At 61.5% G+C, this 22220-nt stretch carries 23 protein-coding genes; 7 read left to right on the top strand and 16 right to left on the bottom strand.

Annotated elements, in window-relative coordinates; translation table 11 throughout:
* Positions 1–57: 57 nt before the first annotated feature.
* Complete coding sequence (locus AC1DWA_RS13740; protein WP_020908678.1) at positions 58–774, top strand: HAD family hydrolase; 717 nt, start codon at positions 58–60, stop codon at positions 772–774.
* Positions 775–781: 7 nt separating this feature from the next.
* On the opposite strand, the gene xylB is transcribed toward AC1DWA_RS13740, so the two are convergent.
* From xylB to AC1DWA_RS13725, 3 genes are all read right to left on the bottom strand, one after another.
* Positions 782–2179: a xylulokinase gene (gene xylB / locus AC1DWA_RS13735; protein ID WP_477916714.1), complete on the bottom strand. Its 1398-nt coding sequence runs from the start codon at positions 2177–2179 to the stop codon at positions 782–784.
* 24 nt (positions 2180–2203) lie between these two features.
* Positions 2204–2521, bottom strand: a complete 318-nt coding sequence (locus AC1DWA_RS13730) for a WhiB family transcriptional regulator (RefSeq protein WP_003946343.1) — start codon at positions 2519–2521, stop codon at positions 2204–2206.
* Between the two features lie 69 nt (positions 2522–2590).
* The gene (locus tag AC1DWA_RS13725) at positions 2591–2821 is read right to left on the bottom strand and encodes a DUF3263 domain-containing protein (RefSeq protein WP_020970382.1); all 231 of its coding nucleotides are present in this window, start codon (positions 2819–2821) and stop codon (positions 2591–2593) included.
* A 194-nt stretch (positions 2822–3015) separates the two neighbouring features.
* Here AC1DWA_RS13725 and AC1DWA_RS13720 point away from each other — a divergent pair, with 194 nt between their 5' ends.
* Complete coding sequence (locus tag AC1DWA_RS13720) at positions 3016–4203, top strand: ROK family transcriptional regulator (protein ID WP_021332277.1); 1188 nt, start codon at positions 3016–3018, stop codon at positions 4201–4203.
* Positions 4204–4469: 266 nt separating this feature from the next.
* Entirely contained in the window at positions 4470–5771 is a 1302-nt protein-coding gene (locus AC1DWA_RS13715; protein WP_092763081.1) for an MFS transporter, read from the top strand.
* A gap of 46 nt (positions 5772–5817) precedes the next feature.
* Here the strand turns inward: AC1DWA_RS13715 and AC1DWA_RS13710 are convergent, their stop codons facing one another.
* The 13 genes from AC1DWA_RS13710 to AC1DWA_RS13650 all read right to left on the bottom strand — a co-directional run bounded on the left by AC1DWA_RS13710 (position 5818) and on the right by AC1DWA_RS13650 (position 18058).
* Entirely contained in the window at positions 5818–6618 is an 801-nt protein-coding gene (locus AC1DWA_RS13710) for a crotonase/enoyl-CoA hydratase family protein (protein WP_046379007.1), read from the bottom strand.
* A 141-nt stretch (positions 6619–6759) separates the two neighbouring features.
* On the bottom strand, positions 6760–7707 hold the full coding sequence (locus AC1DWA_RS13705; RefSeq protein WP_477846263.1) for an alpha/beta hydrolase: 948 nt from the start codon (positions 7705–7707) through the stop codon (positions 6760–6762).
* A 40-nt stretch (positions 7708–7747) separates the two neighbouring features.
* Complete coding sequence (locus AC1DWA_RS13700; RefSeq protein ID WP_155404274.1) at positions 7748–8017, bottom strand: hypothetical protein; 270 nt, start codon at positions 8015–8017, stop codon at positions 7748–7750.
* A 670-nt stretch (positions 8018–8687) separates the two neighbouring features.
* Positions 8688–8849, bottom strand: a complete 162-nt coding sequence (locus AC1DWA_RS13695) for a hypothetical protein (protein ID WP_155250671.1) — start codon at positions 8847–8849, stop codon at positions 8688–8690.
* A 261-nt stretch (positions 8850–9110) separates the two neighbouring features.
* Positions 9111–9788, bottom strand: a complete 678-nt coding sequence (locus tag AC1DWA_RS13690; RefSeq protein WP_078377375.1) for a TetR/AcrR family transcriptional regulator — start codon at positions 9786–9788, stop codon at positions 9111–9113.
* A gap of 281 nt (positions 9789–10069) precedes the next feature.
* Positions 10070–11023, bottom strand: a complete 954-nt coding sequence (locus tag AC1DWA_RS13685; RefSeq protein WP_261779188.1) for an LLM class F420-dependent oxidoreductase — start codon at positions 11021–11023, stop codon at positions 10070–10072.
* A 61-nt stretch (positions 11024–11084) separates the two neighbouring features.
* Positions 11085–11486, bottom strand: a complete 402-nt coding sequence (locus tag AC1DWA_RS13680) for a nuclear transport factor 2 family protein (RefSeq protein ID WP_019744799.1) — start codon at positions 11484–11486, stop codon at positions 11085–11087.
* Positions 11483–13204, bottom strand: coding sequence for a class I adenylate-forming enzyme family protein (locus AC1DWA_RS13675; protein WP_046379010.1), 1722 nt, complete (start codon positions 13202–13204; stop codon positions 11483–11485). The genes AC1DWA_RS13680 and AC1DWA_RS13675 overlap by 4 nt, the downstream gene beginning before the upstream one ends.
* 13 nt (positions 13205–13217) lie before the next feature.
* The gene (locus tag AC1DWA_RS13670) at positions 13218–14501 is read right to left on the bottom strand and encodes an ABC transporter substrate-binding protein (RefSeq protein ID WP_046379011.1); all 1284 of its coding nucleotides are present in this window, start codon (positions 14499–14501) and stop codon (positions 13218–13220) included.
* Between the two features lie 58 nt (positions 14502–14559).
* Positions 14560–15648 (bottom strand): branched-chain amino acid ABC transporter permease, encoded by a 1089-nt coding sequence (locus tag AC1DWA_RS13665; RefSeq protein ID WP_046379012.1) that lies wholly within the window; start codon positions 15646–15648, stop codon positions 14560–14562.
* Complete coding sequence (locus tag AC1DWA_RS13660) at positions 15645–16541, bottom strand: branched-chain amino acid ABC transporter permease (protein ID WP_019744803.1); 897 nt, start codon at positions 16539–16541, stop codon at positions 15645–15647. The genes AC1DWA_RS13665 and AC1DWA_RS13660 overlap by 4 nt, the downstream gene beginning before the upstream one ends.
* Before the next feature lie 3 nt (positions 16542–16544).
* Positions 16545–17258 carry an ABC transporter ATP-binding protein gene (locus AC1DWA_RS13655; RefSeq protein WP_020970388.1) on the bottom strand — a complete coding sequence of 238 codons (714 nt, stop codon included), beginning with the start codon at positions 17256–17258 and terminating at the stop codon, positions 16545–16547.
* On the bottom strand, positions 17255–18058 hold the full coding sequence (locus AC1DWA_RS13650; protein ID WP_020970389.1) for an ABC transporter ATP-binding protein: 804 nt from the start codon (positions 18056–18058) through the stop codon (positions 17255–17257). The genes AC1DWA_RS13655 and AC1DWA_RS13650 overlap by 4 nt, the downstream gene beginning before the upstream one ends.
* Before the next feature lie 114 nt (positions 18059–18172).
* On the opposite strand from AC1DWA_RS13650, the gene AC1DWA_RS13645 reads away from it, so the two are divergent.
* From AC1DWA_RS13645 to AC1DWA_RS13630, 4 genes are read left to right on the top strand one after another with little or no spacing between them, the layout of a single operon-like run.
* A complete protein-coding gene (locus AC1DWA_RS13645) occupies positions 18173–18760 on the top strand; it encodes a nuclear transport factor 2 family protein (protein ID WP_477846262.1) in 588 nt (195 codons plus the stop codon).
* Positions 18757–19527, top strand: a complete 771-nt coding sequence (locus AC1DWA_RS13640) for an SDR family oxidoreductase (protein WP_021332267.1) — start codon at positions 18757–18759, stop codon at positions 19525–19527. The genes AC1DWA_RS13645 and AC1DWA_RS13640 overlap by 4 nt, the downstream gene beginning before the upstream one ends.
* Positions 19524–20579 carry an NAD(P)H-dependent amine dehydrogenase family protein gene (locus AC1DWA_RS13635; RefSeq protein WP_477916712.1) on the top strand — a complete coding sequence of 352 codons (1056 nt, stop codon included), beginning with the start codon at positions 19524–19526 and terminating at the stop codon, positions 20577–20579. The genes AC1DWA_RS13640 and AC1DWA_RS13635 overlap by 4 nt, the downstream gene beginning before the upstream one ends.
* Complete coding sequence (locus AC1DWA_RS13630; protein ID WP_080945705.1) at positions 20576–22204, top strand: long-chain-fatty-acid--CoA ligase; 1629 nt, start codon at positions 20576–20578, stop codon at positions 22202–22204. The genes AC1DWA_RS13635 and AC1DWA_RS13630 overlap by 4 nt, the downstream gene beginning before the upstream one ends.
* The last annotated feature ends 16 nt before the right edge of the window (positions 22205–22220 follow it).

Below are 22220 nucleotides of genomic sequence, written 5' to 3'. Positions count from 1 at the left end.
TACGCGTGCACTGGCTCACATCAAGCATCGGAAAGCGGACGCCGATAACCTGTCGAGGTGAACACTGACAGCACGGCCCATCAAGACGGACATATCGCCGCGACGCTGTTCGATTTCTCCGGAACCCTCTTCCGTTTGGAGGAGAGCGACGATTGGACCGAGCACCTCGTCGATCATCAAGGCGATCCGCTCGACGTGCACGCTCAAGCCGAGTTGATGCGTCGGATGACCGCGCCGGTGGGCAGAACCGTTGAGATGGACGAAGCCGGGATCTACGCGTGGGAGAACCGCGACCGGGATCCGAAGTTGCATCGTCAGGCTTACCTCGACGTGTTGAGTAAGTCCGGGGTGCCCGATCCCGTTCGAGCCGAAGCTTTCTACGCGCTGCTGGTCGATCCGGACCAGTGGTCGCCGTACCCGGATACCGGTGAGGTCCTGAAGTCATTGTCGGAGAAGGGCGTACGCACTGCCGTCTTGAGCAACATCGCCTTCGACATCCGTCCGGCGTTCGTCGACCGCGGCTGGGACGTCTGGGTCGACGAGTTCGTCCTGTCGTTCGAGGTGGGTGCAGTCAAACCGGAACCCGCGATCTTCGAATACGCCCTGGCACAGCTGGATGTGGATGCGGCGCAGACCCTGATGATCGGTGACAGCGACGTCGCCGACGGCGCGGCCCGAGACGTCGGTTGCCAGTTCGCACTCGTCGATCCCCTGCCGACGACCGAACGTCCGCACGCGCTACTCGACGCAGTGCGGAAGTTCGGGCTTCTGTAGGGAGCGCTCAGACGCCTTCGGTGAGTTCGCGCAACGACGCGTAGCGCTCGCGCACGTGGGGAGCTGGTTCGGCGTCGAATCGTCGCTCTTCCGGTTTCGGCCACACCGGCGGCTGCGTGTCCCCGGACAGTGCCCATGCTGCTTGCCTGCATGCCCCTTCGGCGACGTACTCACCCGGAGCAGGGATTACGACCGGCACTCCGAGAATTGCCGGCGCAATCTCACAGAGAGCGCGAGACTTCGCTCCGCCTCCGACGAGGAGAACTCGCTTCACCTCGACGCCCTGACGAACCAGATCGTCGACGCCGTCGGCCAAGCCGCACAGGAGCCCTTCGACTGCGGCGCGCGCGAAATGCGCCGGCGTCGAATTCTGCAGCCGGAAACCGTGCATCGCTCCCGTGGCGTCAGGGCGGTTGGGCGTCCGCTCGCCCTCGAAGTACGGAATCATGACCAGTCCGTCGTTTCCGAGGGGCGCGGTCAACGCCAACCGGGACAGTTCGGCGTGATCGACACCGAGAATGGACGCCGTCGCATCAAGAATGCGCGCGCCGTTGAGAGTGCACACGAGCGGCAGGTGCAGACCGGTTGCGTCCGCGAATCCTGCCACGTTTCCACTGGGATCGTGCGTGGGGGTGGCCGATACAGCCGACACGACGCCGGATGTTCCGATCGAGATGATCACGTCACCGGGGACTGCTCCCAAACCCAGTGCGGCTGCGGCATTGTCACCCGTACYCGGTCCGATGATTCCCCCGGAGTCAGTGCTTCCGATCTTGTCGTTCGGCGATGCAACTCGGGGAACATGGGGGGTGCGATCGCGAAATGCCAACGCCAGCAAGTCGGTACGGTATTCGCGCGTCGAGGCAGCGTAATAGCCGGTTCCACTTGCGTCGCCCGCGTCTGTGGCGAGCTCCTCGATTGAACCGGACCCGCCCAATTTCCAGGACAGCCAGTCATGCGGAAGACACACCGCGGCAGTGCGATCGGCGTTGCCTGGCTCGTGATCTGCGAGCCATCGAAGCTTGCTTGCCGTGACCGCGGCGACCGGAACTACGCCAACCGCGTCGGCCCACGCCTTCGATCCGCCGAGTTCTTCGACCAGATCCTTCGCAGCCTTCGCCGAACGAGTGTCGTTCCACAGCAGCGCCGGCCTGACGACCTCGCCGCCGCTGTCCAGACACACCATGCCGTGCTGTTGAGCTCCGACGGATACCGCTGCGACGTCGCCGAGCCCACCCGCCGCGGCGATTGCATTGTCCATCGCCTCGAGCCAGCATGTCGGATCTATCTCGGTACCAACGGGATGGGCCGCCCGTCCTTCTCGTACCAGTTCTCCCGAATCGGCATCACGGACAATGACTTTGCACGACTGGGTAGACGAATCGATACCGGCTACGAGGGTCACACTGGCGTCCTTTCCGAAGGACCGTCAGCTCGCGTTGGCGACCGCGGGCATCCGGTTGCTGCGCTTACGCAGCGATCGCACATATTCTGCGCGCTCGGTCTCCGTCATTCCACCCCAGATGCCGTAAGGCTCGTGGACGGAGAGTGCGTGTTCGCGGCACTGCTGGAGTACAGGGCACGTCGCGCAGACCTTCTTGGCGTTGCGTTCACGGTTCTCGCGAGCGTGTCCACGCTCGCCGTCCGGGTGGAAGTAGACCGCGGAATCGTGCCCACGGCACGCTCCCTGCAGCTGCCAGTCCCACACTTCGGCGGTCGGGTACGGCATCGGAAGGTGCTTGTGCATGATGGCGACCTCAATTCCTTACTCGGGTGAAACGGATTCGGGTGACTCGGGGCTGACGCCGGGTCGGACTTATCGACGCCTGGCCGATTGGCCGAGTCGATGTGCACAGACCGTTGCGAGTTCGCCGGTGACCGGCGGAGTCAGCGCTACGACGCCGTCGTCGAGAATTGCCTGCAGCCTGCGGAAATACTCATCCGGGGCGAGGCCGAAAGTTACAAAGATCTCTTCGTCAGGTCCACCGTCGAACTGCTGCCACTTACGTGCGAACTCGACGATCTCTTGTGTATCGGTGCGGCTCATCAGGTTCTCCCCTGTTTGTGCGCCCTGCTTCACAGAAACTGCGACTCGTCTCCTCGGACGCCCGTGGCAGTGAGTCAAGACACAGACTATGCCTACTTCTGCTTTTTCACAAGACCTACTTACGTCTTTTTGTGGACAAAGTATGCGAACTTTCGCACGCTGAAGTTACCGACGAGGAATGCTTGAATAGGACAATGACCCGACCGTCCACGACTCCGGCTACCGCGGGAGAGGTATTCACGCTGATACGCAGCGGTTCCGCGACCACGCGCAGCGAGATCGGGAAGCTCACCGGCCTGTCCAGGACGGCGGTATCGGCCAGGGTTGCAGCACTTCAATCGCTTGGTTTGATCGCCGATGACGACGAGGGCCCGTCGACGGGCGGCCGGCCGCCGTCCACTCTCACCTTCGCGAACTCGTCCGGCGTGGTTCTCGTCGTGGCAATCGGTCGATCGCGGGCACAACTTGCCGTCACCGACCTGGCGGGCACGATCCTCGCCGCAGAAGACATCGACAAGTCGGTCGGGGTCGGCCCCGACGAACTGATGCCCGAAATTGCCGAGCATCTTTCGTCACTACTGGCCCAGGTCCAACGCGCGTCTACCGAGGTCATCGGAATCGGACTGAGCATTCCCGGAACGGTCGACGTCGCCGCGGGAGCGAGCCTCGACTCTCCGATGATGGCGGGATGGGACGGCGTCGCTCTTGCCCCCTATCTGGCATCGGTGACCACGGCGCCGCTGTTTGCCGACAACGATGCCAACGTGATGGCCCTGGCCGAATTGAGCGAACGACGCGAGAGCGCGCCCAACCTCCTGATGATCAAGGCGTCAACCGGCCTCGGCGCAGGAATCGTCATGGGCGGAATCCTCCAACGCGGTTCACTCGGAGCGTCCGGCGAGATCGGGCATACCAAAACCGCTGCAGCGCGGGGCATGAAGTGTCGCTGCGGCGACGTCGGCTGCGTCGAAACCGTCGCCAGCGGCTGGGCTCTCGTGCACGCCCTCCGAGATCAGGGCCGAAGTGTCGGGCACGTGCGTGACGTCGTCCGCCTCGCCCTGGACGGCGACAGCGAAGCCCGCCGGCTCATCAGAAGCAGCGGCCGACTGATCGGCGACGTCATTTCCGGCGCGGTCAACCTCCTCAATCCCGAGGTCCTGATCATCGGCGGCGACATGGCCGAGGCAGACGAGCTCTTCCTCGCCGGACTTCGGGAGTCCGTCTACGGCAACGCAACGGCGCTTGCCACCCGAAAGCTTCAGATCGCTTCGGTCAGCCACGGCGCACAATCCGGGATCCTCGGTTGTGCGGTTCTCGTCCTCGACCATCTGCTCAGCGCCAGGGAAATCGATCTGCGGATCGCCGCGTCGCTCCACACCTGAGCAACTGATTTCTCGCATGCTCTGCACCAGATAATCAGACCTTTCCGGCACCCCTTGTGTTGACGCTCACACTTCTGCATAATTCATTACCTACCGATCATTCGGTTGCCAATATCGACAATGAGATCGCGCAGGAACGCTCCGAGTCAGCCAAAAGCATGCACCGAGCACACCGGCAACGTCGCAGATCGAACAGCGTTTCTCCCCTGTTCCGACTTCGCAGTTCACCGCGCCGGTGAACCACGTGACTGGCAGAAAGTAGCTCGATGACCACAACCAGAACTGGCACCAAGCCCGCCGCGAAGGAGTACGACCGCGCCGCGATGGCGTCGATGGTCGGCACCACCGTCGAGTGGTACGACTTCTTCATCTACGCCCAAGCCGCAGCCCTGATCTTTGCCGACCTGTTCTTCAAGCCGATGGGCTCGGCAGGCCAGATCGTCTCCTACGTCACGGTCGGCATCAGCTTTGTCTTCCGTCCTCTCGGCGCCATCGTGGCTGGCTATCTCGGCGACAGACTCGGCCGTAAACGTGTCCTGGTCGCGACGTTGGCGATGATGGGGGCCGCGACCGTTCTCATCGGCGTGCTGCCGACGTATGCCTCGATCGGCATCTGGGCGCCGATCCTGTTGATCCTTCTCCGAATCGTGCAGGGATTCTCGACGGGCGGCGAATGGGGTGGGGCTGCTCTTCTTGCCGTCGAACACGCACCCACCAAGCGTCGAGGGTTCTTCGGAGCGTTCGTCCAGATGGGCGTACCGCTCGGAATGTTGCTCGCCACCGGCGTTTTGGCACTGTGCACGTTCACCCTCACGGACGAACAGTTCACCACCTGGGGATGGCGAGTGCCGTTCCTGCTCAGCGTCGTGCTGATCGGCGTCGGCTTCTACATTCGAAGCAAGGTCAGCGAGTCACCCGTGTTCGCCGAACTCAAGGAACGCCGCACCGAGAGCAACACGCCTATCCGAACTCTGTTCAAGAAACACCCGAAGCAGGTCGTACTCGCGGCCCTCTCCTTCATCGGCACAAACGGCAACGGCTACATGGTGATCGGCGGATTCATCGTCGCGTACGCAACCAAGACCTACGGCCTGGGTAAGACCGAACTACTGATTGCCACGCTCGCAAGTGCAGTCACGTGGGGCGTTTTCACCATGATCGGCGCTTACTGGTCGGATCGGCGCGGCCGCACCACGGTGATGAACGTCGGCAACCTCGCAATGATCCTCTTCGCGGTGCCGTTCTTCCTCCTCATCGACACCGGCAATCTCGGCTGGATCTACGTGGCAATGATCCTGTTCTCGGTCGGACTCGGACTGTCGTACGGACCTCAACCGGCATTGTTCGCCGAACTGTTCCCAGCTTCGATCCGCTACAGCGGCGCGTCGATCTCCTACGCCGTCGGCACCATTTTCGGCGGCGCCTTTGCTCCCACCGTCGCCCAATGGCTCCTCGGCAAGACCGGTGGCACTCTTGCCATCTCGATCTATCTCGCCCTGTTGGCCGCAGTGTCGTTCGTCGCCACGATGCTCATCAAGGACCGATCTGGACGAGATCTGATGGTGTAATCGGCCTGAATGAGAACGCCCCACGGCGACGCGATGCCGGAGTTTGTCAGCCGAACTTTCGAATGGCGAACTCCGGCAACGTCTTCGCAGTATTCGCGGAGCGTACGATCTTGTGGTTCTTGCCTCTCATCAGCGCCAGTTGGATCCGCGATTCGATCCAGAACGCACCGCGTGGCGATCGGTTCCAGGTCTTGTGCAGCAACGTCTTCGTCCCTGCGACGGCGTCCGGCGAGCGAGTCATGATCTGCGACAACAGTTCCTGTGCCGGTTTGATCGGATTGTCACTTACTCCGCTCACGAACCCCCACTCGAGAGCCTGATTTCCATCGAACAGTTCAGCAGTCATGGCGAGGCGTTTCACGACGTCCATCGCCGCGAGTTCGCGCATCGTGACCGTTCCGGTCATGTCGGGGATCAATCCCCACTTCGCCTCCATCACCGAGAACGTGCAATCAGGGGTGGTGAATCGAAAGTCTGCGGCGAGCGCCAATTGCAGTCCCCCGCCGAAGCAGTGGCCGTGGACGACCGCGATGACCGGCACGGGCAATTCGCGCCACACCCAGCACGCACGTTGAAAGAGGTTGGTCTTCTGACCGGGAAATTTCGCAAAGGCCTTGGCCATCCGGCTCGGCTGCTTGCCGGCAGAAGCGAAGTCCAATCCGGCCGAGAATGCGTCGCCCGCGCCTTGCAGAACCACGCCCCGGATCGAACGATCAGTTCTGATCGTTCGGGCCGCGTCCACCAGCGCGTCGAGCATGTCCAGATCGAGACCGTTGAGTTTCTCCGGCCGGTTCAGCGTCACGTACGCCACCGACTGCACTACCTCGACACGAACACGATCACTCACGGCAACTCCTTCGATTCGACATATCCCCGACGAACTTACCTGAGAGTAAGTTCGTCGGGGATTCGTCATGCCAACGTGTTCTGCAACATGATTCATACGGCCCCTGCTGTAGATCCCGCAAAGACTCCGTACCCAGATCGGCTAGATCGTCGCGCCTAGATGTGCTGTAACCAGGTCGATTACCGTGCTGTATGAGCTCAGATTCGGCATCGTCATGAACCCATGAATCGTGTCGCTGATGTTGATGTGATTCACGAAAGTGCCGTCGCGCTCCAACAAGGACGCGTAGTTGATGGCATCATCACGAAGGGGGTCATGCCCTGCGGTGACTACCAACGCTTGTGGTAAGTCGACGAATGACTGGTTGAGCGAAGGGCATACGCGCGGATCCGAACGCTCATCGCTTGTGGTGTATATGTCGAAGAACCACAAGACGGTAGCCGTGGCCAGCAATGGAGCGTGCTCGTTGTCGACCCACGAGGGGCGCGCAATCGCATATTCCGTCCCCGGATAAAAAAGCACCTGAGACTTCAATGCCGGCATCGCACCGCGATCGAGATGGGTAAGCACGGCGGAAAGATTTGCGCCGGCACTGTCACCGCCCACTGCTAGCCGGTTTACATCGATGCCGAGCGCCGGGCCGTGCTCTCGAACCCATGAAAGCGCCGCAACCGCATCGTTGACAGCGGCTGGGAACTTGTCCTCGGGAGCGAGCCGGTAGTCGACAGATACAACAGCAATGTTGTTGCGCGATAAGATATCTCGACACAAGTAGTCGACGCCCCCGTCGAGTCCACCGGTGGCCCACCCACCTCCGTGAAAGTAGAGCAGTGTGGGACTTGGCCGAGCGTCGACGTCTGGACGATAGACCCGGACTGTGAAGGACACGTCGTTCGCGTGCACGCTGTGGTCCGACACATCGCCGACCTGGGGCAATTCCGGCAGTTGCGCACCTAACTGCTCGAGGGCTGAGCGCACGTCGGTGATGGACAATCCGCTGAGGCCTCCAACGGGCAGTACTGCGGCCAACATGTCCGCGACAGCTTGGGAATCTGCAGCCAGCGGGGTCTGGAGTGAAACTTCAGTCATGATTTGTTATCCATTCCTGTTGAGTTCAAGTCCGGTGAATTCACCGTTTTCTCACCATTCTTCGATGCCCCCAGAAGTCCCTGTCACGCGCTTGATGGACCTCCCGGAAGGGTGTAACGGCCAACGACCGAAGTGCATCGTCGTCGTGCGCGCCCGCGCCCCTCGATCCGCCTGCAGGTCGAGCCATCCGCGCGCCTCGCTCTGCGTCGTAGCGCGCTAGTAGTGCTGTGTGATCGAAGTCCACAGCGACCGGCACTCCGGATTCGGGCAACCGGACGGGGGTTTTGACGATGACATCTTTGCTGCTCATCGGAATCTTTCTGAGAGATGGACCGAAACTCGACATGTCGTCGATAGTTCTTGACAGCCCGTCAATTAATGACACGCTACATACCCGGATGGGATCTGTAAACCCCACCCAGTCCACGCAGCAGCCAGGTCTGGACTGAAGGTTGTCAATCGTCGATATGAGGAAATGCCTTGCAACAAAGCAGATTTCACTGGATCTTGAAGTAGTGTCCGCTGCAGCGACGGGCGGTACTGTCGATGGTGTCCTGCGACACTCCGCCGCGAGCTTTCCCGGCAACACTGCCTTCCGTTCGGAGGTTTCGATCCGAATACGGGTGATCGCGTCGCGGCGTACGGCGCCAACCCCGACGCCTAATTGATCAGATACCTGGCGTGTGCACGCGCCGGACTGATATATGTGCCGGCGAACTACGCACGCAGGTCGGGGAGTTGACGTATCTCTCAGCCAATCCGGGGCACGGGCTGTCCTGGTCGATCCGACCCTCGAGGACGCCCTCACTACCGTGTCGAGCGACCCGGTCACTGTCGAGCACATCCTGCCGTTACGCGAGGCGGAGGGTTCGAGACTCGAGGTCGCGGGCGAAGGCGCCGTTCCAAATCTGATACAGGCTTCCTCGCCGACCGATCCAGTCCAGCTTCTCTACACCACACAAAACCCAAGGGCGCTATGATCACCCGCGTATCGGTGATGCGGTGGACGCCATCGGAAACAATCCGATGTAGACGACAACCAAACGCGCGTTGTCGCTGTGGATCCGAAGGAACACCTCGGCACCGGAGTGGGCCGGGGCCCGCATTGCATTGAATGCGTTGGCGCCCGGTGTGATCCGCACCCCAATGACGGAATATGGGTTCAGTTCGCAGGCGGGACGTGAGATCTTTCAGGAATTCCGCTCAATGCACCCACCGGCAACCCTGAAGCCGTCGCCGCATTGGATTTTCCGACGAGCGTGACGATTCAGTCGCGACCGGCCAGGTTCTCTATGCGGACCGAAGCGTAGAAACGAAATTTCGTTCTGAAATTGTCTGTCCCACGACAACCACAGAGTATTCACTCTGATGCAGAATGGTGCCATCCGAGAAAGTGAGAGGCATCATTCTGCACCACTGTCGATTTTTTCTCGTCGCGGATCTATTCCCCATGCGGAACTGAGCGTCACTAAACGTAGATTATCCATCATTCGTTCGGTTTCACTTACCTGAGGCTTCGCCAAGCGATCTTGATAATAGGCAACTATCCACATGTCGTTGAGAACAGTGGCCAATCCCACGTAATCGTTGGTAATGGGCGTAGCCACGCCTGCCGCCGCGTCGACTTCGATTTGATGTGCGTATTCGCGGGTATACGAGCCCAGTAGCGCCAACCATCGGCGACGAATATCGGCGTCGATGCCCACGGCCTGCATTCCAGCAATCAAAATTACATCGTGGTCAACCCACGTAGAATAGGCGGCATTGATCAATCGATCGTGGTATATCTCGATCGATTCGTGAGCGCGTCGGGGAACACCACCCGTCCGTTCGATCCATATGCTCCAAACATCCGCGACCAGATCACCGAGCACCTCGTACTTCGATTCGAAGTAGAAGTAGAAGTTCGAACGGTTGATACCGACTGCAGTTGCAATATCCGCCACAGATAGTTCGAGGAAGTTTCTTTTCGCGAGGAGATCGCGAAACGCATCTAAGATTGCTCTTTTCTGAAGCTCACCCTTCGAAGGATGCTGGCGTCGAAAACTCGAGGCGGGTTCATCGTTCTCGATCCTAGGCATGGCTAGATCCTACCGAGTTCACCCGAACGACTGACCAACATGCTGCTCGCCGCTCGTGGGACCATGGACATTATGCGGGACTGATCCGGCGGGGGATGTCGAGGAACACTGTGATCCCGGCGGCAAAACAGGCTTCCAGGCCTGTAGATCCGCACGGCCACTCGAGCTTTGCCCAACGATCACTGCCACCGGTCGCGGCATTGATGCTATCTGGATGCCAACTCCTCCGATTCGACATATCCCCGACGAACTTACCTTAGAGTAAGTTCGTCGGGGATTCGTCATACCATCTCGGCAAGAAGTTCCATCGTCACTTGCCCGGCCGGATCCGAATCAGTGGATGAAGGCACGGCCACGACGGTGTCCACGCCCACCGCTCGATACGCCTCGAGTTGCTCGCGCGCATCGGCCGCGGTTCCCACGATTCCCACCGTCGCGACCATCGCGTCCGAGACCTGACTCAAGATCTCTCGAGGCGCGGTCCCGGCCCTGGCTGCCTCGATCACGGATGCAAACCCTGCTCGCACGAACATGTCCGAGTACCCGGGGGCAGCGAGATACGGCACAAGCCCACGTCTGAGCTGATCGATCGACATCTGAGTTGGGCCTTCGGTTGCCACGGCCGCCGGCGCCCAAACCGACACCTGGGGCATCGGCGTTCCCATTTCAGCCGCGATTTCCTTGCACCGTGCGATCAGGCGCCCCGCTTGCTCCGGGCTGACCAGATTGAGCACCAGTTCGTCGCCCAACTCCACCGCGGCGCGAAGGGCCTTGTCTCCGAAAGCTGCAACGATCAGCCGCCCACCCGGCGGCTGAAGTCGCAGTCGATATCCGCTGGTCCGCATCACCGTTCCGGCGACTTCGCCCCGCTCGCCGTCCATCAGCGCTCGCACAGCGCAGGCTGACTCCGCGAGTGCACGTGCGGCCCCCGATCTGCTTCGCCCATGCCATTTTTCGACCACGACAGTGCTGGACGTGCCCAACGCTATCGACACGTGACGCCCGGTCAGGTCGGCTACCGACGCCGCCCCGATCGCGATCATCGCCGGATCACGAACCGTCACCGCGAGCGGACCGACCACCAACTCGGAGTGCTCGAAGCCGGCGCCGACTGACGTCGCCAGAGCAAAGGCGTCGTACGTCGCCATCTCCCCCACCCACACTCGGCCGAACCCCAGTTTGTCGGCGAGGCGTGCAGTAGTGGTCACCTCCCGCGGCGGACGGTCCTGCCACAAGCCCAGGGAGATATCGATCGTCGGCAGTCGGCTATTCGAAATCCCGCTATTCGAAATCCCGCTATTCGAAATCGGAGACAAGACCCATTCCCTTCAAGAGTGTCGGACGGTCGTAGTATTCGAGCCACTCTGTGACCAGCCCGTCTGCCATGCTGAGGATTCCGACAACAGGAACGACGCCGTGGGTCCCGTCGAAGTGGAAATCGTCCACTCGCTGTACAAAAACCCTGCCGTCGATCACGCCGAGCGACTCGATCTTCAGGGTGATCCGTTCACACTTGCTTGCCAGCAATGCAATTCGGCCCGCTACAGCCTCCTTGCCGACAAGCGGTTCCTGCATCACGCTGTGGAGCACACCGTCTTCGGCGAACAGGTCGACGACGCGTGCCCAGTCCATGACGTCCCACGCCTGGAACATCTCACGCGCCAACGCAAGCTTGTCACTGTCGTTCATCACACTCATGCCACACTCTTCTGTCGAAGCTCGCGCTTGAGGATCTTTCCGGTCGAATTGCGCGGCAGTTCTTTCCGAATCTCCAGCCGCTCGGGAAGTTTGTACGACGCGATGCGCTTGTCCTTCAGGAACGCAACCAGAGCATCGAGTTCGAGTTCCGTCTCGGGTCGAAGTGTCACCACTGCTGCGACGCGCTCACCGAGCACTTCGTCGGGGTCGCCGATGACGGCCACGTCCGCGACGGCCGGATGCTCGGCGATCAAACCCTCCAATTCGGCTGGAGCGATGTTCATTCCACCGCGGATCACCAGGTCCTTGCCTCGATCCAGGTAGCGTAGGAATTGTCCGTGATCACCGGCAATCTCGAAGATATCTCCGGTGCACAGGAATCCGCGCTCGTCGAACGGTGACGGCCGATCGCCGAGATAGCCGGCAAAGACTGTCGGTCCGCTGATTCGCAACTCACCCGGGTGTCCGACTTCGGTGATGTCCTCGCCGGTGACCACGTCGACCAAGCGAACGTCCATCCAGTCCGAGATCCTGGTGCTCCAGCGAAAGTTCTCGACACCGAAACGAGGGAAGTACCGTGCGCGGTCGTCCGGATCCGGCATGTCTGCAGGCGAGGAGAGCAGACTGATGCCTTCATTGGACCCGAAGAAGTTGATGACTCCGATTCCATATCGCTCCTGCCATCCCCGCACCATCGGAGGTTGCAGTGGCACAGAACCCGAACCTATCCGCGTCAAGCTCGACAGATCGACCGCCGCGAGCATCGACTCGTCGGCGAGCAGCATCCACAACAGAGCAGGCGGCGCTACCGTGTATGTCACCCGCTCGGCCTCGATCTGTCCGAGGAACACTCGAAGGTCGAACGGGTGGTGCTGTACCAGTACACATCCCGTGCGGAGCCAGGGCAGGAACATTCCGTTGATTCCGGCCATGTTGACCATCGGGAACGGGTTAAGCAGGACGTCGTCGACGACGATGTCGGGAGCATCGATCGTGGCCCAGCAGATGGCCAGCCACTCGTAGTGCGAACGTGGGACCCCCTTCGGTTCGCTTTCGGTTCCGGAGGTCCAACAGATCGTCATCGCGTCGTTGGGGTCGTTCGGATCTTCGGTGTTTCGTCTGTCCAGAGCACTTCGCTGCGATTCGGTGGCTGCCCGAGGACTCAGCCCCACGACGCCGGTAGGAAGCTCAGCCGGAAGCTCTGATTCGGGAGCGTAGACGAATACCGATCTCAGAGAGGCAATTCGGGATCTGATTGCAGCGATCTCCGTAGCCGGGAATCTGTCCCCGAAGCTGGGCACGGTGACAAATGCTGCAAACGCCGCCTGATTGGCCATTCCTTCCACTTCACGTTCGCGGTACTGCATGGGCAAGGGTGAGACCACGATCCCCAGCGACCACGCTGCAAGGTAGACCTCGACCAGTTCGACGGTGTTAGGCATCTGAACGCCCAGAACGTCTCCCCGGCCCAAGCCTGCCTCGGTGAAGCGCGCAGCGAGCGAGATGACTTCGCTCTCCAGTTCGTTCCAACTGAGGCGTCGTGGATCTCCGCCGGACAACTCGCTGCGGTTCGCCGGATCAACTACGGCAAGCTCGTCCCCTCGGGCCCGCACCTGCGCCCGGAACACGTGATCGATCGTCTCGTCGGACCACCACCCTTTCGAGGTGTATTCGTCCACCTTGACGCGAGGATGCAATCCCCTGTGTGTCTTGTTCATTCGCGCACTCGATTCAGTTCTCGTAACGGCCGGAAATGTCGATCACGTCGCCCTGCTTCTCGAACGCCTGAGTAGCGGCATTCCACTCGAACGGCTGAAAGGCCAGGATTCCCAACGCATGGTCCGCGGTCATCGTGAACTTGATTCCGTCGATGAACATCGGCGGGTGGTAGTCCTGCGTTCGCGCGGCACTCATGATGGTGGCACGTGAGAGTCCGTCGGGTGACTGAGAGGCCCGAGTGAAGTTGTCCACCAACAGGTCACCGATGGCCCAGCCGTTCACGGTGTAGCTGTTGGTCGGGGAATCTGCACCGTGAGCCACTGCACCGGCGAGATAGTCGCGCACCGCCGCGTCGTCCTTGTAGAGAGCGTTGTTGGGATCCTTGAGCCACACCATCACCTGCTGCCCGTCCGCAGCATCACCGGCGGGTGCATACAGGGTCGCACCGTCGACGCAGTTCGACGGCTGAATCACGGTGTCGGGCTTCCATCCGACACGTCCGATCGCCTGAGTGATCGCGAGGCAGTCGGTAGTGACACCGGCGACCACCAAAACCTCGGCGCCGCTGGCCTTGAGAGTCGAAGCCGCCGTCTTGGGGTCGGTCAGCGCCTCCTCCGCCGCGATCTCGAAGTTGGTTCCTTCGATCGCGGACTTGAAGCCGTTGGCGATTCCCTGTCCGGACTCGGTCTGGTTCGTGGCCAGTGCGACCTTGGCGCCGTTCGGATACTTCTTCTTCAAGCTCTCGACCACTACCTCCATCTCGACGCCCGGATCCGGTAGATACTCCGTGGTCCACGGGAAGTCTTCGATGACCCGGAACTCGGGCATGCCTGCCTGCGCGAAGAGCAGCGGCACGCAGGCAGTGGTCTGATCGTCCGCGATGGCGTTCAACTGTCCGGCCCCGAAGGTACCCAGAACGTCGACCTTGTCCTTCTGAATGAACTCTCCGACGTTGGCTTTGGCGCGCTCCGGGGAGAATGCATCGTCCTTGACCACGACGTCGAGCTTGACGCCGCCGACGCCGCCGGCCGCGTTCTCCACCTCGAACCGTGCTCGCATTCCTTCGATCACGTTGCCGACGGCATCGGCGAGCGGGCCGGACGTCGGCCCACTCCATCCCACCGTGAGTTTGTCGGTGATCGGCGCTGCGGCACCGCTGGGATCACTGCAGTCGTCGACCGATACTGCGCCGGCCGATGTCGACGTGTTGCTCTCTGCGTCGGAGCTACCTCCGCAGGCCGAAAGGAGTAGTGCCGCAGCGGCGATGACTGCGGGAATCGTGGTCTGCCTTTTCATATCGTCCAGTTCCTTGCTGTGAGTTGAGGGAAACGAGAGTGGGCGAGGGAGACGGCGCTCAGGTGCGAGGTTCACCCTCGCGATACTTGGGATGATCTGCGGGAACCACGAGGACGAACCGTCGGAGCACGCTGTTGATCCGTCCGACGATTCCGTCCGGCATCAAGAACACGATCGCGATCAGCACCGCGCCGAACACCACTCCCGACACGGGGCCGTCGGTGACGCTTCCGGTGTAGTACGGCAAGAACACCACTGCCGTTGCCCCAACGATCGGGCCGAATTGGGTTGCGATTCCGCCCAACACCAGTCCGGTGATGAACTCGATCGACTTCATCAGCGAGAAGGATTCGGGTGAGAGCGCGCCGATGTACATCGTGAACAGTGAACCTGCCAGGCCCGTGATCGCGCCGGAAAGCCCGAAAGCGAGAATCTTGACCCGCGCGACGTTGATGCCGTTTGCGCTCGCCGCGATCTCGTTGTCACGCACCGCGACCATAGCCAGACCGAATCGACTCTTGACGAGATTGCGAATCAGGAGCATGACGATCGCCAGAGTCACCACCGACACCCAAAAGATCCAGAGGTAGGTGTCGGCTCGGGTCAACCCCGTCCATTTCGGCGGAACGAGCAGATTTGCGCGAACCACCATTCCGGCGGCACCACCGGTCAGATCCCCGGTCTTGCGGATCACCTCGGGAAATGCAACAGCGACGGCGAGTGTCACGAGAGCCAGATACAGCCCCTTGATCCGCAACGAAGGAAGACCGACGAGAAGCCCTAGTACAAAACACAATACGACCGCCATCGGGATCGTGGTCAACGGCGAGTATCCGCGATCGACGATCAGAACGCCGGTCGTGTACGCGCCCAGGCCGAAGAAGGCAGAATGGCCGATCGACAGAAGTCCGGTGTATCCGCTGACGATATTGAGTCCCGCAATGGCAATCGCGATGATGAAGACGCTCGTGAACTGCCCCACGCGAAACGGCGCGCTCTGTGACGCGAGAAGCAACGCACACACGGCAGCCACCAGCAGACCCAACTGGAGTATCCGGTACGACGTCGATCCGGCGACCACTACCCGCGGTCGCCTGACTGCCTTTTCGGCGACGGTGGGTTCATTTCTCTCGGCAAGCGTCGTCATACCCGCTCCAGTTTCTTGGTACCGAACAGTCCATTGGGTCTGACGAAGAGGATCACCACGATGATCAACAGGGCGGATGTCTGCTGCAGCGAACCGCCGATGACCGAAATGTAGCCGCTGAGCATCGATTCCAGGACACCGATCGTCAACCCGCCGACCACGGCGCCGACGAGACTGTCCAGGCCGCCGAACAGCGCTGCGGCGGATGCTGCGATGAAGATCGGGAACATGGTCGTGAGACCGAGTTGTTGCGGCGAGAGCGGAGTGACCAGGACACCGGCCAGAGCACCGATGGCAGCTGCTACTCCCCAACCGATTGCGAGTATCCGGCTGGTCGGAACTCCGGCGAGAGTGGCAGATTCGGCATTGTCCGCGACGGCACGCATGTGCAGACCGACTCTCGTCTTGCGAAAGAGCAAGGACATCAACACAAGTAGGACAACGAGCGCCACCAGTACGCCCAGTGCGTCGCCGTAAACACGCGCACCCCCCACCGAGATGTAGTCGGTGGGACCGTTGGGGAACGGGCTCGGCATTATCTTGGTATCGCTCCCCCACAGCATTCCGGCCAACGAGTTGAGCCCGGTGAACAATCCCAGTGCCACGATCAGCACTGCCATGTCGCTTCGACGCTGAACCGGCCGAATGAGCAGACGCTCCATCAATGCTCCGAGCAGGAACCCCAAAGCCAGGGCCGCTCCGATCGCCGACCAGATCGGCCAGGACATCGTCGTCAGCCACCAGGCGACAAAGGTTGTGAACAGGGCCAACTCGCCCTGAGCGAAGTTGATCGTGCCGGTGGCGCGAAACACCACCACTAGTGCCAGCGCGAGAATTGCGTAGATCGACCCGTTGGTCAATCCGGAAATGAGTCGTTCGAGAAAGAGTGTCACCGTTTACTCCTGGTACCCGAGGTAAGCGCTGCGCACGACGTCGTCGGAACGAAATTCCTCGGGCGTTCCGGCAGCGACGATGGTGCCTACGTCGAGCAGGAAGACCTTCGACGCGAGTTTCATCGCGAGATCGGCGTTCTGTTCCACGATCAGCAGTGCAGTTCCGTCGCTGCGGTTGATCGCACCGAGCGTGTCGAACAATTCGGCAATGACGATGGGCGCCAGCCCCAGGCTCGGTTCGTCGCACAAAAGAAGGGTGGGACGGCTCATCAATGCCCGTGCGACCGCGAGCATCTGCTGTTCACCGCCTGACAGCGAACCGGCCAACTGTGTGGACCTCCTCGCGAGCACGGGGAATGTCTCACACCACCGCTCGATGTCGGCTTCGATCTCCGCCTTGTCCTTACGAAGGGCAGCGCCGACGAGCAGGTTGTCACGCACCGACAGTTGACCGAGAGTTCCGCGGCCCTGTGGGACAAGGCTGACGCCGGCGGCCACGGCGCGTTCAGGTTTGGATCCCAACGGCGAACCGTTGAAGGTGATCGTTCCCTGATGCGGGATCAATCCGGCAAGCGCGCGCATCATGGTGGTCTTGCCTGCACCGTTCGCGCCGAGAACGACAGCGACCCCGCCGGGTTCCACGTCGAGCGAAATCCCGTGCAGTACATTGCCTCGCCCGTAACCGGCGTGCAGATCGTCGACGCTCAGCAGGGTCATGCCGCACGCCCCAGATATGCGTTGATCACGGCGTCGTCCTGCTGGATCTCCGCCGGGGTTCCCTGGGCAATTTTGTGGCCGAAGTTCAGGGCGACAACGTGATCGGAGATCCCGAGCACCAATCCCATGTGGTGTTCGACCAGAAGCGCGCCGAAGCCGAAGTCGTCGCGGAGCGAGACGATCAGTTCTCCCAGTTCTTTGACTTCACTGTGCGTGAGCCCGCCGGCAGGTTCGTCCAGCAGAAGCAGCGAGGGCTCGGACATCAATGCCCGTGCCAGTTCGACACGCTTGAGAGTTCCGAACGGTAGACCGGACGCGGGTGCATTCGCGACGTCGACGAGTTCGAGACGTTCGAGCAGGTACCAGGCCTTCTCTCGAAGTTCTCGGACTCGGGCACGCGCCGGAGGCAGGCCGAGAAGCCCACTCGCGAGCCCGAAGCGACCTCGCGACGATCCACCGACCATGGTGTTGTCGAAGACACTCATGCCGCCGAACAGCGCGAGATTCTGAAAAGTTCGAGCGATTCCTGCAGATGCCAACGCATAGGGACGCAATCCCAACAGGTCGGTTCCTTGCCAGGTGATGACACCGCGACTCGGTTCGTAAATCCTTGTGATGCAGTTGAACAGCGTGGTCTTACCAGCGCCGTTCGGCCCGATGAGTCCGCAGATCTGTCCCGCGCGGACGTCGAAGCCGACGGCGTCGAGAGCCGTGACTCCGCCGAATTCGATCGAGACATCGGAAAGCGTGAGTACGACCGGTGCATTCCCAGGTTGTGCGGGTGGTGTGTTTCCAAGCATTGGTTTCACCTCCTCGTGACACTTCAATTAACAGTGTGATAGAGATTACTACAGTAAACAGAGGCACTCCGTCAACGTGCGGCCCCCGATCCGGAGCCGAGAAGGGACATCATCGTGAGGTCCAACAACATTCACGCAGTCGACAGCGGCGGGGGCCCAGACGTCAGGGACTACAGCCCGGTCGACGCTCTCGTCGCCAAGCAGGAAATCTACGAGGTTCTGGCTCGTTTCCTCCGAGCCGCAGACCGCGGCGACGTCGAGGACACCAGGCGGTGTTATCTGCCCGGCGCAACCGAAGACCACGGGGGTGTCTTCACCGGCACCGCCGACGACTACATCGACCACATCGCCGGGGCCATCACCCACCCACGATCGCTGACCACCCACGCAATGACCAACGTCTTGGTCGAACTCGACGGGGATACAGCACACGTCGAGTCGTACGTGCTTGCCTTCGCACGAATCAAGACCTCGGACGGCATAGCCGACACACTCACCGCGGCGCGCCTGATCGACCGCTTCGGTTTCGAGGACGGCAGGTGGGGAATCCGCCACCGCGCACTGCGGTGGGACTGGAACCACGACATGGCCACAGCCGAAGGCTGGATCTTCGGGATGCTCGCGCCTGAAACGTCATTGAAGAAGAGCAAGAAATTCCCCGACGACCTCATCTACACCCGACAGACACAGGAGAACTCATGACAACCTTTCGCGGAACTCCGGTCGAGGGTGCGACCGTCCTCGTCACCGGCGCCAATCGAGGCCTCGGGTTGGCCTTCGTCCAACAGGCGAAGTTGATGGGCGCAGCCAAAATCTATGCGGGGGTGAGAAATCCCGACGAGGTGCCGGCCGAGCTCCGAGCCACCGGTGCGCACATCGTCGAACTCGACGTCACCGATCCAGGACTCGTCGACACTGCCGCCGGGGCGTGCGGTGACACCTCGGTCGTCGTCAACAACGCCGGGCTGTTCACCGGGAATCGGCTGATCGAGGCCGACGACCGAGAGGCCGCTCGCGCCGAGATGGAGGTCAACTACTTCGGACCGCTGACGATGATCCGAGCCTTCGCGCCGGTCCTCGCCGCCCGCGGCGGTGGATCGATAGTCAACGTCTTGTCAGTCGCCGCAATCGCACCAACCGCCTTCATGGGCGGCTATTCACCGGCCAAGGCGGCTGCTCTGTCGCTCGGCGGCATCGCCCGTGCCGAACTCGAACCGCACGGCATCACCGTCACCTCGTTGATCGTCGGCAGTGTCGACACCCGCATGGCTTCACACGTGCAGGGCCACAAGGAAAATCCCCTCGACATCGCCGCGACCGGACTCGCCGCCATGCAACGCGGCGAGTGGACGTGCGACACCGATTTCATGGCAATCGACGCCCGTGCGCGTCTGGCTCGAGACCCGATTCGGTACGAACGCGGACTGGGCAAGCTCCTCTTCGCCGGCGAACTGACCACTCGATCATGAGCGATCCGATTCGTGTTGCCCAGTGGGCGACCGGCGCCATCGGCAAGACCGCGCTTCGCGGAATCATCGATCGTCCCGACCTCGAGTTGGTCGGCCTGTACGTCTACAGCGACGCCAAGGCCGGGCGCGATGCCGGCGACATAGCCAGACGCGCACCGACGGGCGTGATCGCCACACGCGACGTGGACGAGATCATCCGCTCGCGCCCCCAGGTTCTCATCCACAGTCCGCGTTTGCAGATTCCGTACGAACGCCACGACGACGATTTGTGCCGTCTGCTTCGCGCCGGGATCAACGTGATCACGACGGCCGGGCAGCACTTCCCCCGCGCACACGGCACCGAGCGCGAGCACATGTTCGCCCAAGCATGTAAGGAAGGCGATTCGACGCTCTTCGGTGTCGGAGTGAGCCCGGGCGTCATCGGTGAGCGATTGGCATTGGCTCTGACGGGAACATCGATCGAACTGGACCGCATCACGATCGACGAGGTGCTCGACGCTCGCGGCATGCCTGACCCCGACTTCGCTTTCACCGTCATGGGAATGGGTTCGCCCCCGGAGGAACTGGACGGAACCGGGCCGTTGCCCTCGCTGTACGCGTCGCTGTATCTGGAGACCATCGCGTTCATGTGCGAACGTCTGGGGATCACCTACGACGAGGTCGTATCCGATCACAGGGTCGTTGCGGCGCGAACGGATCTCGACGTGGCCGCCGGACGCATCGCCGCCGGAACCGTCGGAACCACCGAATGGCGCTGGCACGCAATGGTCGACGGAATGCAGTTCCTCACTCTGGCCATCATCTGGACCATGGAACCCGATCGTGAGGAATACGCGGGGCGCGATCAGTGGGAAGTCCACCTGTACGGCAAACCCGAGATCGTGATGACCGTCAATCTCGTCGAACCACAAGATCCGAATAGCCGGACAACCGCCGGTCAGTTCATCACTGCGGGCCCGGCACTGYGCGCCGTCGAGCATGTACTCGCTGCTCCCACAGGCATTTTCGAACCCCCTGTCTTTGCCCCCTTCAGATTGGAGCATTCAGCATGACCACTCAGCCGACGGCCGTAGGTTCGACTGCCACCCGTGAACCCGCCACCCGCGAACCTTCTGTGAACGCGCTCCTACCCGATGGTCGCCCCGTGCAGAATCTCGAAGACTTGCTGCGCAGCCGGGCGATTGCCAGTCCGGAGAGCACCGCCGTCATCTCCGATGACGGCCGTACCAGTTTCCGCGAGCTGGACATCGAAGCAAATCGTGTCGCGAATGCACTTCTGCGCGATGGTGTTCGAACAGGTGACCGGGTGGCGTACATCGGCGCCAATGCACCGTCTTTCCTCTCCGTCCTGTACGGATCTTCGAAGATGGGCTCGATTCTGACGGCCGTCAACAATCGGCTGGCACCGGGCGAGGTCGACTACATCCTGAGCAACAGCGAGCCGACCGTCGTCGTACTCGGAGCAGGCGATGAGGGCCTCTCCGACGTCGCCGCGGCGGTCGGTAGCGTCCGGACCGTCGTCACGGTGGACGGTTCTGCAAACTCGGTCTCGTGGAGCGACTGGCTCTCCGGTGCAGGGGACGACGACCCAGGAGTGTCACGCCTTCCCGACGATACCGCGCTGATCTTCTACTCGTCGGGAACCACCGGCCACCCCAAGGGAATCGAACTCACCGGCGCGAACCTCGGCCGCGCCCTCGCGACCATGTATCACCTGCTCGATCTCGACACCGATTCCGTGGCCATGTGCCCGGTCCCGTTCTTCCATGTGGCGGGGCTGGGTCTCGCTCTCGTCACGACGCTCGGCGGTGGCGCTCTACTTCTCAAGACCATCGCCGGTCCGCTGGAGCTGGTGGCGCTGATGCAGGAGTACCGGGTGACTCATGCGGTCGCTGTTCCCGCGGTGATCAGCGTCCTCACCTCCCTTCCTGCTGTACGCGAGGCGGATTGGAGTGCCCTGCAGTTCCTGGTCTACGGAGCGGCGCCCATGCCGCTACCCCTGTTACAGGACGCCACCAAGGTTTTCGGATGCAGCTTCCTGCAGGCCTACGGACTCACCGAGTCGACTGGCGGCGTCACCATGCTGACCCCCGAAGATCATCGGGCGACCGACGAGTCGACCGCRCATCGGTTGAAGTCCGTCGGGCAACCGATGTTCGGCGTGCCCATCCGCATCGTCGATCCCGTGACGCTCGAAGACGTCCCGGTCGGTACCCGCGGCGAGGTGGTCATCGGCGGCGCTCATGTCATGAGGCGCTACTGGCGCAACGAGGCAGCCACTGCGGCCACCATGTTGGACGGCGACTGGCTCCGAACAGGAGACGGCGGATCGTTCGACGAGGACGGGTATCTCTACCTCCACGACCGCCTCAAGGACATGATCGTCTCCGGCGGTGAGAACGTCTATCCCGCCGAGGTGGAGAGCGTTCTCTCCGGCCACCCCGGCATTCGGGAGGTCGCGGTAGTCGGCGTTCACTCCGATCGGTGGGGTGAGACTCCCATTGCGGTGGTCGTTCGTTCCGGCGATTCGGCTGTCACCGAAGCGGAGATCATCGAGTGGTCACGCGAGCGACTGGCACACTTCAAGTGCCCCAGTGCAGTTCAGTTCATCGAGGAACTGCCACGCAACGCGAGTGGGAAGCTTCTCAAGACTCGTTTGCGACAGGACTTCGCTTGAGTCCATGACAAGAATT

Source organism: Rhodococcus sp. P4_F3_2 (assembly GCF_056401335.1).
The sequence above is the reverse complement of the archived record's forward strand: the minus strand, read 5'-3'. Positions and strand labels throughout refer to the sequence as shown.

Coding starts and splice junctions, on each gene's coding strand:
- AC1DWA_RS13650 (WP_020970389.1), bottom strand. CDS start 18,058: ATGCTTGGAAACACACCACCCGCACAACCTGGGAATGCACCGGTCGTA.
- AC1DWA_RS13730 (WP_003946343.1), bottom strand. CDS start 2,521: ATGCACAAGCACCTTCCGATGCCGTACCCGACCGCCGAAGTGTGGGAC.
- AC1DWA_RS13705 (WP_477846263.1), bottom strand. CDS start 7,707: ATGACTGAAGTTTCACTCCAGACCCCGCTGGCTGCAGATTCCCAAGCT.
- AC1DWA_RS13715 (WP_092763081.1), top strand. CDS start 4,470: ATGACCACAACCAGAACTGGCACCAAGCCCGCCGCGAAGGAGTACGAC.
- AC1DWA_RS13725 (WP_020970382.1), bottom strand. CDS start 2,821: ATGAGCCGCACCGATACACAAGAGATCGTCGAGTTCGCACGTAAGTGG.
- AC1DWA_RS13665 (WP_046379012.1), bottom strand. CDS start 15,648: ATGACGACGCTTGCCGAGAGAAATGAACCCACCGTCGCCGAAAAGGCA.
- AC1DWA_RS13675 (WP_046379010.1), bottom strand. CDS start 13,204: ATGAACAAGACACACAGGGGATTGCATCCTCGCGTCAAGGTGGACGAA.
- AC1DWA_RS13655 (WP_020970388.1), bottom strand. CDS start 17,258: ATGACCCTGCTGAGCGTCGACGATCTGCACGCCGGTTACGGGCGAGGC.
- AC1DWA_RS13720 (WP_021332277.1), top strand. CDS start 3,016: ATGACCCGACCGTCCACGACTCCGGCTACCGCGGGAGAGGTATTCACG.
- AC1DWA_RS13670 (WP_046379011.1), bottom strand. CDS start 14,501: ATGAAAAGGCAGACCACGATTCCCGCAGTCATCGCCGCTGCGGCACTA.
- AC1DWA_RS13640 (WP_021332267.1), top strand. CDS start 18,757: ATGACAACCTTTCGCGGAACTCCGGTCGAGGGTGCGACCGTCCTCGTC.
- AC1DWA_RS13680 (WP_019744799.1), bottom strand. CDS start 11,486: ATGAGTGTGATGAACGACAGTGACAAGCTTGCGTTGGCGCGTGAGATG.
- AC1DWA_RS13700 (WP_155404274.1), bottom strand. CDS start 8,017: ATGAGCAGCAAAGATGTCATCGTCAAAACCCCCGTCCGGTTGCCCGAA.
- AC1DWA_RS13690 (WP_078377375.1), bottom strand. CDS start 9,788: ATGCCTAGGATCGAGAACGATGAACCCGCCTCGAGTTTTCGACGCCAG.